At 70.0% G+C, this 14,834-nt stretch carries 16 protein-coding genes; 6 read left to right on the top strand and 10 right to left on the bottom strand.

Annotation, left to right across the window (positions count from 1 at the left end):
* Position 1: 1 nt before the first annotated feature.
* From P1N55_RS17825 to P1N55_RS17810, 4 genes are read right to left on the bottom strand one after another with little or no spacing between them, the layout of a single operon-like run.
* Positions 2-160: a hypothetical protein gene (locus tag P1N55_RS17825; RefSeq protein ID WP_276276819.1), complete on the bottom strand. Its 159-nt coding sequence runs from the start codon at positions 158-160 to the stop codon at positions 2-4.
* Entirely contained in the window at positions 154-1,131 is a 978-nt protein-coding gene (locus tag P1N55_RS17820) for an ABC transporter permease (RefSeq protein ID WP_276276818.1), read from the bottom strand. The genes P1N55_RS17825 and P1N55_RS17820 overlap by 7 nt, the downstream gene beginning before the upstream one ends.
* Positions 1,124-1,864 (bottom strand): ABC transporter ATP-binding protein, encoded by a 741-nt coding sequence (locus P1N55_RS17815; RefSeq protein WP_276276817.1) that lies wholly within the window; start codon positions 1,862-1,864, stop codon positions 1,124-1,126. Before P1N55_RS17815 ends, P1N55_RS17820 begins: the two co-directional genes overlap by 8 nt.
* A complete protein-coding gene (locus tag P1N55_RS17810; protein WP_276276816.1) occupies positions 1,861-3,447 on the bottom strand; it encodes a COG1361 family protein in 1,587 nt (528 codons plus the stop codon). The genes P1N55_RS17815 and P1N55_RS17810 overlap by 4 nt, the downstream gene beginning before the upstream one ends.
* A 106-nt stretch (positions 3,448-3,553) precedes the next feature.
* Here P1N55_RS17810 and P1N55_RS17805 point away from each other — a divergent pair, with 106 nt between their 5' ends.
* Positions 3,554-4,033, top strand: coding sequence for a DUF5797 family protein (locus tag P1N55_RS17805; RefSeq protein ID WP_276276815.1), 480 nt, complete (start codon positions 3,554-3,556; stop codon positions 4,031-4,033).
* Here P1N55_RS17805 and P1N55_RS17800 read toward each other — a convergent pair whose 3' ends face one another.
* From P1N55_RS17800 to P1N55_RS17790, 3 genes are all read right to left on the bottom strand, one after another.
* On the bottom strand, positions 4,034-5,068 hold the full coding sequence (locus P1N55_RS17800) for a DUF5787 family protein (protein ID WP_276276814.1): 1,035 nt from the start codon (positions 5,066-5,068) through the stop codon (positions 4,034-4,036).
* Positions 5,069-5,113: 45 nt separating this feature from the next.
* Positions 5,114-5,776, bottom strand: coding sequence for a DUF4013 domain-containing protein (locus P1N55_RS17795; RefSeq protein WP_276276813.1), 663 nt, complete (start codon positions 5,774-5,776; stop codon positions 5,114-5,116).
* A gap of 172 nt (positions 5,777-5,948) precedes the next feature.
* Positions 5,949-6,383 (bottom strand): bis(5'-nucleosyl)-tetraphosphatase, encoded by a 435-nt coding sequence (locus P1N55_RS17790; protein WP_276276812.1) that lies wholly within the window; start codon positions 6,381-6,383, stop codon positions 5,949-5,951.
* Positions 6,384-6,580: 197 nt separating this feature from the next.
* Here P1N55_RS17790 and P1N55_RS17785 point away from each other — a divergent pair, with 197 nt between their 5' ends.
* From P1N55_RS17785 to P1N55_RS17770, 4 genes are all read left to right on the top strand, one after another.
* A complete protein-coding gene (locus P1N55_RS17785; protein ID WP_276276811.1) occupies positions 6,581-6,913 on the top strand; it encodes an uS10/mL48 family ribosomal protein in 333 nt (110 codons plus the stop codon).
* A 25-nt stretch (positions 6,914-6,938) separates the two neighbouring features.
* Positions 6,939-8,216 (top strand): amidohydrolase, encoded by a 1,278-nt coding sequence (locus tag P1N55_RS17780; RefSeq protein WP_276276810.1) that lies wholly within the window; start codon positions 6,939-6,941, stop codon positions 8,214-8,216.
* A gap of 219 nt (positions 8,217-8,435) precedes the next feature.
* Positions 8,436-8,849, top strand: coding sequence for a zinc ribbon domain-containing protein (locus P1N55_RS17775; protein ID WP_276276809.1), 414 nt, complete (start codon positions 8,436-8,438; stop codon positions 8,847-8,849).
* 3 nt (positions 8,850-8,852) lie between these two features.
* Positions 8,853-10,073 carry an MFS transporter gene (locus tag P1N55_RS17770; protein WP_276276808.1) on the top strand — a complete coding sequence of 407 codons (1,221 nt, stop codon included), beginning with the start codon at positions 8,853-8,855 and terminating at the stop codon, positions 10,071-10,073.
* Between the two features lie 9 nt (positions 10,074-10,082).
* Here P1N55_RS17770 and P1N55_RS17765 read toward each other — a convergent pair whose 3' ends face one another.
* Positions 10,083-10,925, bottom strand: coding sequence for a hypothetical protein (locus P1N55_RS17765; protein WP_346430044.1), 843 nt, complete (start codon positions 10,923-10,925; stop codon positions 10,083-10,085).
* Between the two features lie 91 nt (positions 10,926-11,016).
* A complete protein-coding gene (locus P1N55_RS17760) occupies positions 11,017-12,183 on the bottom strand; it encodes a 3-dehydroquinate synthase II (protein ID WP_276276806.1) in 1,167 nt (388 codons plus the stop codon).
* A 191-nt stretch (positions 12,184-12,374) separates the two neighbouring features.
* On the opposite strand from P1N55_RS17760, the gene P1N55_RS17755 reads away from it, so the two are divergent.
* Entirely contained in the window at positions 12,375-14,126 is a 1,752-nt protein-coding gene (locus P1N55_RS17755) for a P-loop NTPase (RefSeq protein WP_276276805.1), read from the top strand.
* Here P1N55_RS17755 and P1N55_RS17750 read toward each other — a convergent pair.
* The gene (locus P1N55_RS17750; protein WP_276276804.1) at positions 14,011-14,814 is read right to left on the bottom strand and encodes a 2-amino-3,7-dideoxy-D-threo-hept-6-ulosonate synthase; all 804 of its coding nucleotides are present in this window, start codon (positions 14,812-14,814) and stop codon (positions 14,011-14,013) included. The genes P1N55_RS17755 and P1N55_RS17750 overlap by 116 nt on opposite strands.
* Between the last annotated feature and the right edge of the window lie 20 nt (positions 14,815-14,834).

The raw sequence follows: 14,834 nt of genomic DNA, 5'->3' as shown, positions 1-14,834 counted from the left end.
GTCACCCGCGCAGCGCCGACACCGGCGGCTCCCAGGCCGCCCGGTAGGCCGGGTAGAGGCCGCCGACGAGCGAGACGACGACGCCGAAGGCGAACGCCCCCAGCGGTACGACGACGTTTCCGGGCATGAGCACCGCCCACAGCGGCAGTTCCGTCAGCATCGCCGTGACGACGACCGTCGCGGTCCCCAGCAGCGCCCCGACGGCGCCCCGACGACGCCGAGCAGCGTCGCCTCGACGAGCAGCGTCCGGAGGACCTGCCGGCGGTGGATGCCGACCGCCCGGAGGACGCCGATCTCGCCGCGCCGCTCCGAGACCGACATCAGCATCACGTTGAAGATGCTGACGCCGGCGACGACCAGCGAGATTCCGGCGATGGCCAGGAGGAATCCGTTGAGCAGGTCGAAGAACTCGGAGATGCGGTCGAGGATGCTGGTCAGCGAGAATACCGAGACCCGCTGCTGGCGTGCGTTCAGCCGTTCCTCGACGCCGCTGGCCACCGCCCTGGCGTCGTCGGGCGAGTTCGCCCGGACGACGACCTGCGAGTACCCCGAGGTGGCGAACTCGTCGGCCGGGAGGATGACCGCCGAGTCGGGCTGGAGCGGCGAGATGCTCGAGACCTCCGGGAGGACGCCGACCACGCGGTACTCGTTTTCCTCGACGGTTACGGTGCTGCCCTCGCGGACGCCGAGGTCGGCGGCCACGTCCGCGCCGACGAGCGCGCCTTGCCGATGGAACGCCGGGATGCCGTCGCTCCCGTTACCGAACAGTTCCCCGGGCCGGTCGGTGCCGTACACCTGGGCGAACGTCTGCCCGCCGCTTGCTCGCACCTGCGCCCCGGTCACCCGGAGCGGCACCACCGTCCCGCGCCCGCTGGCGACGCGCTGAATCGCCGCCAGGTCCCGGGAGTCCAGCGAGTCGCTGCCCGAGGCCTCCGACGGACTGACGATGACCTGGTTGCCCAGCCCGCCCAGTTCCTCCGTCGCCGCCACGCCGAGGGCGTTCCCCAGCAGTCCCAGCGTCACGACGGCGAAGACGCCGATGACGATGCCCAGCGCCGCCAGCGCCGCTCGCACGCGCTGGCGCGAGAGGTTCCGCGTTGCGAGCGTCAGCGCGGGGAAGCGGTCACTCACGCCGTATCACCCCGTCGACGAGCTCGACCGTCCGGTCCGCGTAGTCGGTGACCAGGTCGTCGTGGGTGACGGCGACGACGCCGACGCCGGTGTCGCTGATGGCGCGGACCTCCTCTAGAATCTGTGTCCCGGTCTCCCGGTCCAGGTTGCCGGTCGGTTCGTCTGCCAGCAGTACCGCGGGTTCGTTTACGAGTGAGCGCGCGATAGCGACGCGCTGTTTCTGCCCGCCCGAGAGCTCGTCGGGCGTGTGGTCCATCCGGTCGGCGAGTCCGACGCGTTCGAGCAGGTCGCGGGCCCGGTCGGTGGCGTCGCCCGGGAGGAAGGCGGTCGGCAGGCGGACGTTCTCGAGGGCGGTCAGCGTCGGCAGCAGGTGGAAGTCCTGGAAGACGAAGCCGATGGACTCCCGGCGAGCGTCGGTCAGCGCCGCCGCCGAGAGGCCGGCCGTCGACCGGCCCCACAGCTCGACCCGGCCGCTCGTCGGGTCGTCGAGCAGGCCGAGCAGGTTCAACAGCGTCGACTTGCCGCTCCCACTCGGGCCGACCACCGAGACCACTTCACCGGGTTCGACGGCGAAGTCGACGTGCGACAGCGCCGTCACGTAGCCGGCCCGACCGCTGTCGTAGCGCTTCGTGACGTCGACCAGACGGAGCGGCGGGACCTCGGGGCCTGTCGAGACCCCCGCGGCCGCTACGGAACTCGCCGCCGCGTCACCGGCGTCCGGCGCCCCCGTCATCGCGTCCCGGTGACGCGCCGTCGGAGCGCGAGCGTCAGCGCGACGGTCACGGCGAGACCGCCGCCGATCCACGCCACGAGCGTCGCTGACTGGAGGGGGGCGTCGCGGTCGGTGCCGTCGTCGGCCGGCAGCGGGACCTCGACCCGGTCGGTCAACCGCGTCTCGCCGGCGGTGTACTCCAGTCGGACCGTCACGGCCGTCGCGTTGTCCGTGTCGGCCTGCGCGACCAGCTCGAAGGGGGCGAACTCGCTGCTCGCGACGGTGCCCACGAAGTAGGTCCGCTGGGGGTAGGCGGGTTCGACGCCCTCGGTCGGTTCGACGGCGACCAGCGCGCTCCGCACGTCGCCGTCGCCGACGTTTGCCAGGTTCCCGCTGATGGCCACGCGGCCGTCGTCGTCGACGACCACGTCAAGGCCGGACAGCGTCGCCTGCCCGACACCCCTGTCGAGGGCGAACGCACCGACGGCGCGCCCGGCCGAGTCGTTCGCGGCGCGGTAGGTGGCGACGAAGGCGACGCGACCCGCCGAGACGTCCGCGAGGTCGGCCTCGACGGTCGCGGACTCGCCGGGGTCGAGGCGGTCGGCCACCGCGAACCGGCCGACGGCGGTCAGCAGGGTGCCGTTTGCCGACTCGCCGGCCAGCACCACGTCGTCGACGGCGGCGTTCCCGAAGTTTGTCACCGTCACGGTCACGGCGTCCTCGCTGCCCGACGCCGCGTCGTCCTGCTGTGGCTGCAGGGCGCCCCCGCCCCCGCCGGCCCCGCCGAGGATGCCGGCCAGGCCCGTCGTCACCTGCCCCTGTGCGTCGTCGGCCGGGGCGCGCCGGACGCGGACGCCGACGTCGTCGGTCAGCGGGTCGACGGGCGTCGGGCGCGCGAACGTCGAGGATACCTCGGCGCCCGTCGGCGTCGTGTACGTCGTCGCGACGGTCAGATTGGTCGTGCCGGGTTCGCTCGCCCGGACCGAGAAGTTCAGCGTGGTCGAGGCCCCCGCCGCGAGCGCCGGCGTCGTCCGCCGGAGGCGCTCGCCGGTCGCCGGGTCGGTCACCTGAACGGTAACGCCCCGGAGCTGGGCCGTCGTCGGGTTCGAGACGACAGCCTGGACCGGGGCGTCCGCGCCGGCCACCAGGCCGTCGGTCCGCAGTTCCACCAGCGGTTCGGCGCGCTCGACGCCGACGGAGAGCGGGCGCGTGGCACGGACGCGCTCGCCGTCGGAATCGCGGCCCTCGACGACGAGCGTGAGGTCGTAGGTACCGGACTCGGAGACGCTGAACGTCACCGGGACCGAGAGCGTCTCGCCGGGCGAGAGTCGGCCAAGGTCGGCGGCCTCGCCCAGCGTATCGCCGTCGGCGTCGCGGACGCTGACGGTGTCGAGCCGGATCCGGGTGTCGCTGCCCGCCGAGAGCCTGACCGTCGCCTCGGCGGTTATCGGGGCGCCCGCGACCGGCGTTGCGGGCGTGACCGTCGCGTCGGTCAGCGTGACTCTCGCGTCCGCGGCGGCCGCCGGGCCGGCGGCCATCGCCACCACCAGCGAAACGAGGAGGGCTACAGAGAGTACCAGTCGAGCGAGACGAGACGTCTCCATCTACCGGATAGAGGGGCCGGAGCGACAAATATGTTGTCTGGGTGGGAGGCTGCCGACCGAGACGACTCCAGAACGCTTGTTACGCCCCTCCGGTTACGTACCCGCGATGACCCTCTCGGAGGAGGCCAGCGAGCGGCTCGCCGACATCGTCGCGCTCCAGCCGACGAAGAACCGCGAGCTCCAGGAGCGGTGGGGGATGGACAGCGGGAGCGAGGTCCACCAGTACCTCGAGGCAGAGCTCAAAGAGTACTATTACCGGAACGAGGACAGCCTCATCTGTGCGACGCCGGAGGCGACCACCCTCGTCGAAGGTGAGGACCCGGACCGGGTCCAGACGGTGACGGTCACGCCGCTGCAACAGGTCGTCCTCGACGTCATCGCGGGCCCGGACGAGGAGAGCCAGAGCGTCGTCTCGGTGCTCCACGCGGTCCGGGACGCGGGCGAGGACCCGGAGGTAGACGCCGTCCGGTCGGCGCTGCGGAGCCTGGTCGACAAGGGCCTCGTCGAGACGGTCCAGAAGACGGTGCCGACGTTCAGGCTCGCCGTCGAGCGGGACGCGCTGGACGTCCAGACGACCGAGGCGTAGTCACTCGGACCCACAGCCCGGCCGCTGGCGGCGACGCCGCCGGTCGAGCAATCGCTTGCTCGCCTTGCCCGGGCCGCCCTCGAGCGGCCACCCCTTCGACCGCCAGGCCGGCGGTTCGGGCTCGAAGGCCCCGCAGGACCCGCGACACTCGTTTTGCGTCGGCACCCGCCCCTTGGCGCCACAGAAGGGAGAGACGCCCGAGTCGCCCGCGTGCAGTCGGAAGTGCCGGCAGTCCGGGCGCATCGTCGCGGCGTAGGCCCGCCAGCCCCGCTCGTAGGCCCGTTCGGCGATCTCGAGGCGCTTCCCGGCCTTCCACTCGGGGTCGGCGTACTCGAAGCGGGCGGCGCTCGCTTCGTCGTCCGGACGCTCCAGAATCCGGGTGCCGGGGTCGCCGACGGCGAGCGTCCGCGGTTGCCAGACCGCCTCGGCGCTCCCCGCGTCCGGGTCGACGGTCAGGACGCCCGCCTCGGCCGGCAGATCCGCGAGCAGGATGGGTTCGACGTGCTCGCCCGTCGTCGCCGTCGCGACCCACACCTCGTCTGCCAGGCCGAGCGCGACGTCGCGTTCGAGTTGCGGGACGAGCGCGCGCGCGGCGCTCGCGGTGAGGTCCGGTTTGTTCTCGATGGCGACGACCCGTCGAACCCAGTCCGGATAGGTGTGCCGCCGGCGTATCTCGATTCGGTTGCCCCGCTTTCGCGACTCGAGGGCGTCACGCTCGTCGGCCTCGTGAATCGCCTCCCGGACGTAGCGCCAGGGGTAGCCCGGATCCGGGAGCGCGTCGCGGTAGAAGGTCCACTCGGCCGGTGCGTGCCGGACGACGTGCAGGAGGTCCGAGTCCAGCGCGTCGAGGCCGAATTCGGCACGCTGGCGGAGGCCGTCGGGGTCACACTCGAGAACGAGCGTGTCCCAGCGGCGGTATCGGGTCCCGAGCTGGCGGGCGACCAGCACCGCCGAGTCGTCGTCGGGGTCCCACGCGCGCTCGGCCCACTGACAGACCGCCAGTTCGAACGCGAACTCGGAGTCGGCGTGGTCCACACCGCTCGTTGGCGTGGCCGGATAAAAACTGTCGGGGAGGTCGTCTCAGACCGTCGTCGCGACGCCCGATGGCTGCCCGCCGCCTGCGTTGACCTGCTTTGCGAACGCGAGCCCGAACATCCGGAAGACGGCGACCTGACCGTAGAACATGACGAACGGGACCAGCAGGCCACCGACGACGGTGAGCACGAGCACCTGCGCGACGACGTTGACGACGACGCCGACGACGATCGGCATCAGCACGGCGACGAAGTAGTCGGTGGACAGCACGACGCGCTTGAGCATGCCGACGTCGAAGGCGGCACCGAGGCGACCCTCGACGGCCATGTTCGAGAGCGCGGCCGGCACGATGTAGTAGACAAGGAACAGCACCGGAATCATCAGCAGGATAGTCACGATACCGAACCCTGCCAGGAGGCCGCCCTGGTCGCCGGCCGCCGAACCCAGACCGATGAGTCCAGCGCCGAGGCCGACGATGACGATGGTCGGCACCAGCGCGTAGGCGATGCCGACCACCGTAACCTTCAGTCCGTCCACGATGAGGCCGCCCCAGTCGTCCCACTCCGGGGGTTCGGCGTCGCCCTCGATGGTCGACTCGAGGACGCGCAGGAGATAGCCGTAGAACGCGAACGCCGGCACGATGAGTACCGACAGGAAGATGAGGATGCCGCCGATCAACAGCCGCCCGATCCAACTGTCGCCCTGCATTGGGTAGGAGAGTCCGTCTTCTAACATTGTGGGATCTTCAGGCGGGACATCTCAGTAATCATATATAAATCCACGGGGAATTTACCCCGGAGTGGCGTTTTCTCGCGGTCGACACCCTCTCGGACGGCGAAGGCTGTCGCTCGGGGGCCGGCGACCGGTGGCCCGCGAGGGCTCACGCCTCGCCGTTCTCGAACTCCTCGTCGATGAACTCGTGTGCGTCTTTCAGTATCTCGCGCGGGCCGTCCTGCGTGACGGTGTTGACCGCCTGTTCGTAGTCGCGCCACTGCAGGTCGCGGTGCTCCGTGGAGAGCTCTGCCGATGCTTCGAAGGACTTCGCGACGAACAGGTGCACCGTCTTGTGGATGGTGTTGCCGTTCGCCTCGAAGACGTAGTCGTAGTCTTTGCGGAAACCGTCCAAGAGCCGGAAATCACCGATTCCGGCCTCCTCTTTCACTTCGCGGATGGCCGTCTGCTGGAGCTCCTCGTCGCCCTCGACGCCGCCTTTCGGGAACTCCCAGTCCCCGGGGCGGCTCTTGAGCAACAGGTACTCACGCCGGCCACGCGTATCGCGAAAGAGGATGGCTCCCGCGCTCGTGGCCTCTATCATTACCGACAGGTAGTACACCGGTACTTAAGAGAATATCGGAGACGGCAGCGAAACCGTGCCACGGGCCGCGCGTCGGCGAGCGCCACGCGAGAATGCCGGTCCGGTACCCGCCACACGGCGCGTGGAGGTCCACCGCACGGGGCGACCGGGCCCAAAGAGATGCCCTTTTGCCCCCGGCCGGCCTGCATCCCACAGAGATGCCCTTCGTCACGACCCTGACGCTCACCAGCGGGAACCGATATCGCCTCGACGACGTCGTCTCGGACATCAAGGAATCGGCCGAGCGCAAGGGCGTCGAGCTGAAGGGACCGCACCCGAAGCCGCCGCGGGACCTTCGGGTGCCACAGTCGAAGTCGCTCGGCCCCGACGGCGGCCGGTTCGACGCCTGGAACTACACCGTCTACGAGCGGACCATCGACATCGTCGGGTACGAGGAGTTCGCCCGGGATGTCACCGAACGGTCGTTCCCGGCGGGGGTCCACGTGGAAGTGGACGTCGAACAGCGCCGACAGGTCGGCAGCGGGTCATAAGTCCGTCGGGCCCGTCGCGGGCGGTATGGACGACGACAGACGCGAGCGACTCGTCTCGCTCCGGCGCACCCTCCACCGGTATCCGGAACCGGCCTGGCGCGAGTACTACACCACCAGTCGTATCGTCGACGAGCTGGAACGTATCGGCGTCGACGACCTGCTCGTGGGGCCGGAGATACTCGACGCCGAGGCGCGGATGGCGGTCCCCAACGACGAGGAGCTCGACGCCTGGCTCGAGAAGGCCCGCGAGGCTGGCGCGCGCGAGGACGTCCTCGAACGGGTCGCGGGCGGGTTCACGGGCGCGCTGGCGGTCCTCGAACGAGGCCCCGGCCCGACCGTCGCCCTCCGTGTCGACATCGACGCGCTGCCGGTCCACGAAAGCGAGGAGGGCCACCACGAGCCCACCGAGGGCGGCTTCCGCTCCGAGAACGAGGGGTACATGCACGCCTGCGGGCACGACGCGCACACGACAATCGGTCTCGGCGTGCTCGAGGCTGTCGCCGAGAGCGACTTCGCGGGGACGCTGAAGGTGCTCTTCCAGCCAGCGGAGGAGGTCATCGGCGGCGCCAAGCCCGTCGCCGAGAGCGGTCGCCTCGACGACGTGGACCACCTGCTGGCCATCCACGTCGGCCTCGACCACCCCACCGGCGAAGTGGTCGCGGGCGTCGGTGGGTTCCTCGCCGTCCGGCAGTTCGTCGCCACCTTCGAGGGCGAGTCCGCCCACGCCGGGGGCCACCCGGCCGCCGGCCGGGACGCCGTCCAGGCCCTCGCGACGGCCGTCCAGAACCTCCATGCCATCCGTCGCCACGAGGACGGTGCGACGCGGGTCAACGCCGGCGTCGTCGAGGGTGGGACGGCGACCAACATCGTCCCGGAACAGGCCCGCATCGAGGGGGAGGTCCGCGGCGAGACCACTGAACTAAAGGAGTACATGAGCGAGCGAGCGGACGAGGTGGTCGAGCACGCCGCTGCGATGCACGACTGCACTGGGCGGACCGAGACGACGGCGGAGGCACCCAGTGCCGAGAGCGACGCCGAACTGGCCGACGTGGTCTACGAGGCGGCGGGGTCCGTCGCCGGGGTCGACAGCCGCCGTCACGAGGCTCCGCTGGGCGGGAGCGAGGACGCGACGTACCTCATGGACCGGGTCCAGCGCCACGGCGGGACGGCCACCTTCGTCGGCCTGGGGACCGACCACCCCGGCGGCCACCACACCCCCACCTTCGACGTCGACGAGCGGACGCTTGACATCGGCGTGGACGTGCTCGTCGGGACGATTCGACGGCTCTCGGCGGGCGAGTGAGAGCCTCTGGCGTGGTTCGGGGTGACCTCTCCGTAGTCGCAGGGAGGACACAGACCCACCCACCGTGAGAGGGCGGGCGCCGACGAGCACGACGGCGACCGGTACGACCTGGCCGGGGAGTAGCGACGCGAAACGCCCCGGAGCGTCCCTGAAGCCCCGCCTCGCCCGAAACTCCCCGAAGGGGAAGATATAGGGTCGTTCGTGACCGAGACGCCACTAATGAGCGAGACAGGACGCAAGCGGCCGTGGCTCGCCGCCTTGCTCGCCTTCGTCTACCCCGGTCTCGGGCACGTTTACCTGCGGGAATGGCTGCGGGCGATCCTGTGGTTCGGCCTCGTGGTCAGCACGACGACGCTGCTGGTCGGCGGCGACGTCATGCCCGACGAGCTCTCCATCGAGGCGTTCGTCGCGGCCTCGCAGGCGCTGCCGCTGGAGGCCTCGATAGCGCTGCTGGCTATCACGGCGCTCAGCATGGCCGACGCCTACTGGATGGCCACCCAGGAGAACCGGGCCACGGAGGTCGTCGAGGGCGATACCTGCCCCAACTGCGGGCAGGAGCTCGACGAGGACCTCGAGTTCTGTCACTGGTGTACGACCCGCCTCCAACCGGCCGACTCCGAGCACGACGACTGAACTGTGGCCGACACCGTCGCCGACCGGCCGGCGAGACGGTGGCTCCTGGTCGCCGTCGCGGCGGGCGTGATGGGGGCGTCTGGCACCTACCAGTTCGTCTGGACGACGCTCAGCGGCGCCGTCGGGGCCCGCGTCGGCGCCTCGCCGGCAGCGCTCGGGACCGTCTTCACGCTGTTTGTCGTCGCCCAGACGCTGGTCCAGTTCCCGGCCGGCGGCATCCGCGACCGGTACGGGCCCCGCGCGGTGCTCGGCATCGGGTCCGTCCTCCTGTTCGCTGGTTACGGGGGCCTGGGGCTGGCGACGACCTACCCGGTCGCCGCGCTGGCCTACGGCCTCGGGGGCGTCGGCAGCGGGATGGCTTACACCGTCGCGATCAACACGCCCGTGAAGTGGTTCACCGACCGCCGCGGCCTGGCGACGGGCGTGGTCACGACGGCGTTCAGCGCCGTGAGCGTCGTCGTCATCCCGCTGGTCCAGGCCCGCATCGACGCCTCGTACACGGGCACGCTGCTGGCCCTCGGCGCAGTGGTCGGTGGGCTGGGGCTCCTGGCGACGATAGTCGTCCGCGACCCGCCGAAGCGCGACGAAGCGACGGAAGCGGGGACGGCGTCCGACCGGGCCGTCGACGTCGACGCGAGCGTCGGGTGGCGGAGGGTCGTCGGCACCTGGCAGTTCTGGGTGCTCTACTGGGTGATGCTGGTCGTCGACGGCGTCGGGTTGATGCTCATCGGCCAGTCGGTCGGGTTCACGACCGGCCTGGGACTGGCCCCGGGGACGGCGACCACCGTCGCGTCCGTCGTCGCGCTGGCCGACGCGATGGGCGTCATCGTGATGAGCACGCTCTCGGACCGCCTCGGTGGCGAGCGGACCGTCGGCGTCTCGCTGGTCCTGGGCGGCTGCTCGCTGGGCGCCGCGATAGTCTCCGGCCTGTCGGGCCTGGGGCCGCTGTTCGTCGTGCTGGTCGCCGGGACGGCTTTCTTCCGGAGTCCCGTCTTCGCCATCTTCCCCTCGCTGGTCGGGAAGTACTACGGCCGGGCGCGCTCCTCTGAGAACTACGCACTGGTCTACTCGGCGAAGATTCCGGGGGGTATCATCGGCGGGACGGTGACGGGCATCCTCGTGGCGCGCGTGGGGTGGGCGGAGTCGTTCGCCCTCGGGGCGGGCCTGCTGGTCCTCGCAGGCCTGTCTGCGCTGGTTCTCAGGCCGACGTCCGTGACGTCGTGAGCGACTCACTCACGGCGAGGGAGCGGCATCCGGACGGCCGTCCCGGTCGGCTCCCGGAACCCGGCGGAGGTAGCCGACCGCGAACGTCACCGCGACGAGCGCCGGGAGCGCAGTGAAGACGACGGCCACGAGCGGCAGCGTCACTGCACCGGTGAGAAAGAGCGCGAGCGTCATGCCGGTGATGGCCGGCGCGAGCAGCGCCCCGAAGACGAGCGCGACGCCGGCGAGCACGTACCCCCAGGCCCGCCGCTGCCAGAGCCACCGCGCGACGATGGCCAGCGCGGGGACGACCACCGCAAGGTCCAGGAAGTGCGAGACGAGCGCCTGGGGCCCCTGTTCCGTGACGAGCAGCGGCGGCGTTCCCGTGAGTGTGGCCGGGACCAGTTCCGAAAGCCACAGCGCGGCCAGTCCGGCCGCGATGACCCCGAGCACCGCCCCGTAGTGCCGTTCCGAGATCCCGTCACCGAGCGTCGCCGCCACGGCCGCGGGGTCGGTGTCGACGACGCCGCCCACGAACGTGAACAGCGAGAGGCCAAAGAGCGCGACGTAGCCGAGGAAGAAGCGGTTGAACGGCACCTGGAGCCCGACGGACGCCCACATGTAGGTCATGAACGCCAGTGCACCGAGCCAGACGGTGCGGCCGCGGGGCGAGGCAGCCACGGCGGCCCGGAGGCCGAGAACGAGCGCCGGCACGCCGACAAGCAGGATCACGAGGTCCTGGACGTAGAACGCCGGGAGGAGTCTCGGCGGGTAGTGGCCCGGCCGGAAGAGACCGAGCAGCGAGGACGTCGTCGCGAGGCCGGCGACGAGCACCGTCGCCCGGCGTTGCCACGGGGGAAGCGGTGTCTGCATCGGCGTCACCGGGTGAAGAGAGGGACCGGGGGAGATAGAACCTGTCAACGATTCCCGAGGAGTGAGAGGAAGGGCAAGACGGCGGCCGACCTCACTTCTCGATGATGCTCTCTTCGATCTTCTCGCCGAAGTGCGTCGCCGTGTCCTCGTAGTGGACGAGTATCTCGTCGCCGACCTCCAGGTCCGTGACGGCGGTGCGCCCGTCGCGGGTGTGGACCTTGATGGTCTCTGCGTTCTGCAGTAACGTCTCGATGCGGTCGCCCGCCTCGGTCTCGGCCTGGACGCGGAACATCGGGCGCTTCTCTATCTTCGCGCGGCCGACGATGGCCTCGCGGGTGTGCCCCTGGGCGTCGACGACCTGGACCTCGTCGCCGGACTGCAGCTCCGAGAGGTATTTCGTCCCGCCGTCGGGCGTGCGGACGTAGGCGTGGACGGCGCCGGCGTTGACCCGGAAGGGGCGCGAGGCGACGTAGGGTGACTCGGCCGTCTCGGCGTGGACGAAAAAGAGGCCGCGGGCCATCGACCCGACGAGCATCCCCTCGTCGTGGTCCATCAGGTTGCCCGTATCGATACAGACCCGGTCGGCAGAACCGGTCTGTTCGACGGCGGTGACGGTGGCATATTCCAGGTCGACCTGCTCTCGTCCCATCTCGTCGCGGACCTCGACGGTCTTTCGAATCTCGTCGACGTCGTCGGTGTCCAGCAGCACGCCGTCGGCCCCGTGTTCGAGCGTCTCGTAGGCCGTCCGGGCGTCCTCGGCGCTCTGGACGCCGGTGATGAGATCGGTCTCGTCGCCGACGCGGGCGATGAGGTTCTCGAGCGGGATGATCTGCCAGTCCTCGCCGATGACGATGGTGAACTCGGCCGCCTTCGCGACCTCCTCGGCGAAGGCCTCGTAGTCCTCGTCGAAGATACGGACGTAGCCGCCCTCGGCGGCGGTCCCGTCGCGGCGCAGCGCAGAGAGGTCCGCAGACCCGGAGAAGTCCGTCGGGAGGTCGACGGTGCCGTCGCCCTCGCCGTCCTTGCCGACGACGGTGGCGTCGGCGTCGGAGTCGTCGCCCTCGGCGTCCATGACGTGGACGTCGCCGTTGGAGAAGGCCGCGACGTCGACCGCGCCGAGGTCACGGACCCGTTCGACGTCGGCCTCGTCGACCAGCACCCAGTCGACGCCGGCCTCGAGACCGGCGGTGATTCGTCGCTTCCGCGTCTCCCAGTCACCGACCTCGTCGTCGGCCTTGAGCCACACGCTTCGTGTCATGTGCCCACGTCCGCGACGATGGGGCTTGAACGTGGCGGAACCCGTAGCCCCGTTGTCCACGGACACGGTCGATGCTGCCGACCGACCGTGCCCATACGACAGATCGTATTCATCGTAGATAACACGGGCACAAGAGTTATCAATCTAATCTAATAAATGAGTAACAGATACTGGTATCTGGTTCGTAAATTATGAACAACAGATTCGCCTGTGCGATCGCTGGGGCCAAGGGTGGAGTGGGCAAGACCACGACGAGTATCAACCTCGGGGCGTCGCTCGCCGCAGCGGGGTACTCAACCGTCACGGTCGAACTCGACCTGGCGATGGCGAACCTCGTCGACTTCCTCGACGTGGACATCGACGTCACGGAGGCGACGACGCTCCACGACGTCCTCGCGGGCGAGTGTGGCGTCGAGGCGGCGACCTACGGGACGGACTCGGGGCTCTCGGTGGTTCCGAGCGGGACGGATCTCCAGGGGTACGCCGAGACCGACCTCCGACGCCTCCCGGACGTCGTCGAGACGCTCCGGTGGCACTACGACATCGTCCTGCTCGATACGCCAGCTGGGTTGAGCGAAGAGACGGTGCGGCCGATGCAGGTCGCCGACGAGGTGATCCTCGTCTCGACGCCGCGGGTGGCCTCGGTCCGAAACGTCCAGAACACGAAACAGCTCGCAGAGCGCGTCGACTGTGACGTCCGGGGCCTCGTCCTCACGAAGTCCGGAACGGGCGCGTCGCCCGGGGCCGACCGGGTCGCCGAGTTCCTCGAGGTGGAACTACTCGGACACGTCCCCGAGGACGAGGCGGTCCCCCACTCTCAGGACAGGGGTCGCCCCGTCGTCTCGAACGCGCCGAACAGCGGTGCCTCGATAGCCTATCGGAAGATCGCCATGGAACTCGTCGGTGCCGAGCGGGAGGACCTCGAACACAAGGGGGCACCGCCGTCGGACGGAACTGCCGCGAGCGGCGAGGAGTCCCTGCAGAGCGACCAGGCGGGCTCTGGCGGCAAGAGGGCTCGACCGCTCGAACCGACCGATGGCGGGACGGTCGTCAGTCCGTCCACGTCGTCGGACGCCGGCGTGTCAGATTCGAGGGATCCCGAGACAACACAGGGGGACCGCGGCGACGCTCGGGAGTCGGACGAGCAGCCGAGTCACCAGGAGGGGCCGAGACGGGGGAAGCGACAGAAGCGCCGGCCGCGGTCGAGACGGACACCACGGCGGCGGAGTCCGCGACCGACGACGAGGTCGACACACCGGAGTCCGCGACCGGCGGTGGACAGGACCCGCCGGAGAGCGACCCCGACTCGGACGAGCGCGCACCGTCGGCCGGCGGAGACGAGTCGGGTGAACAGGAAGACACGACCGCGTCGGAGGAACCGACGCCGTCCGCGGAGGAAGGCGACGATGAAGCAGATGCGGGGACGGGCGAATCTACTCGGTCCTCGTCGGAAACGCCTGCGGTCGAATCGGCTACCGTCGCAGAGACATCCGACGAGAGCACGGCCGAGACGGGCGAAGGTGCCACCCCGGACGCAGACGAGGAGGGCGCGACCGACGCAGAAAACGAGGTTGCCCCCGACGCAGACGAGGCGGACGAAGCGTCCGCCTCCGGCGTCACAGCCCCCGAGGAGCGCGACGAGGATAGCGGGACCGACGGCGACAGCGACCGGGCGTCGGCGTCTGCTGGCGAGGCGGCATCTCGGTCCGAATCCGACGGCGAAGCGACCCCGGCGGCGGGGCCCGCCGAAGACGACCCGGACGCGGCGTCGGACGCCCGGGACGGCGACGAATCCGTCGCCCGTCGCGTGTTGTCGCTGTTCAGTTTCTAGGCCTGGACGGCCAGTTCGGCCGCTTCGAGCGCGTCCTCGGCGTTCGAATCGTCGTGGACCACGCTGGCGACAGCGCGAGCGATCTTCTCGGGGTCGTCGTGCTGGAAGATAGACCGCCCCATCGAGACGCCGGCTGCCCCGGCGTCCATCGCGCCACGAACCATCGCGAGCGTCTCCTCGTCGGTCCCCTTCGCGCCGCCGGCGATGACGACGGGGAGCGAGGTGGACTCGACGACGTGCTGGAAGGTCTCGGCGTCGCCGGTGTAGCCAGTCTTGACGACGTCCGCGCCCAGTTCCTCGGCGAAACGGACGGCGTGGCCCACGGCCTGGTTGTAATCAGGGTCGTCGGGATCGATGTCGGGCCCGCGGGCGTAGTTCATCGCCAGGACGGGCAGGCCGTAGCGCTCGGCCTCGCTGGTCAGGGCGGCCAGATCCTCTATCTGCTCGGGTTCGTACTGACTGCCGACGTTGATGTGGACGGAGACGGCGTCGGCACCGGCGCGGATGGCGTCCTCGACGGTACCCGTCATGCGCTTGTCGTTCTCGTCGGGGCCGATGGTCGTCGACGCGTTGAGGTGGACGATGTAGCCCGCGCCGTTCTTGTTCGGGTGGACCCGGTCGGCGATGCCGCGCTGGGTGAGTACCGAGTCCGCGCCGCCGCGCGTGACGGCGTCGATGGTCGATTCGATGTCCTTGAGGCCCTTTACGGCCCCCATAGTGATACCGTGGTCCATCGGGACGATGACGTACTTCTCGTCTGTCCCGATGCGGTCGAGGCGTGCGCGTTTCCCTGCGGTCATGATATGCGAGAGTGTGGCAA

It is taken from the genome of Haloarcula regularis, from assembly GCF_029338315.1.
Lineage (GTDB): Archaea > Halobacteriota > Halobacteria > Halobacteriales > Haloarculaceae > Haloarcula > Haloarcula regularis.
The sequence above is the reverse complement of the archived record's forward strand: the minus strand, read 5'-3'. Positions and strand labels throughout refer to the sequence as shown.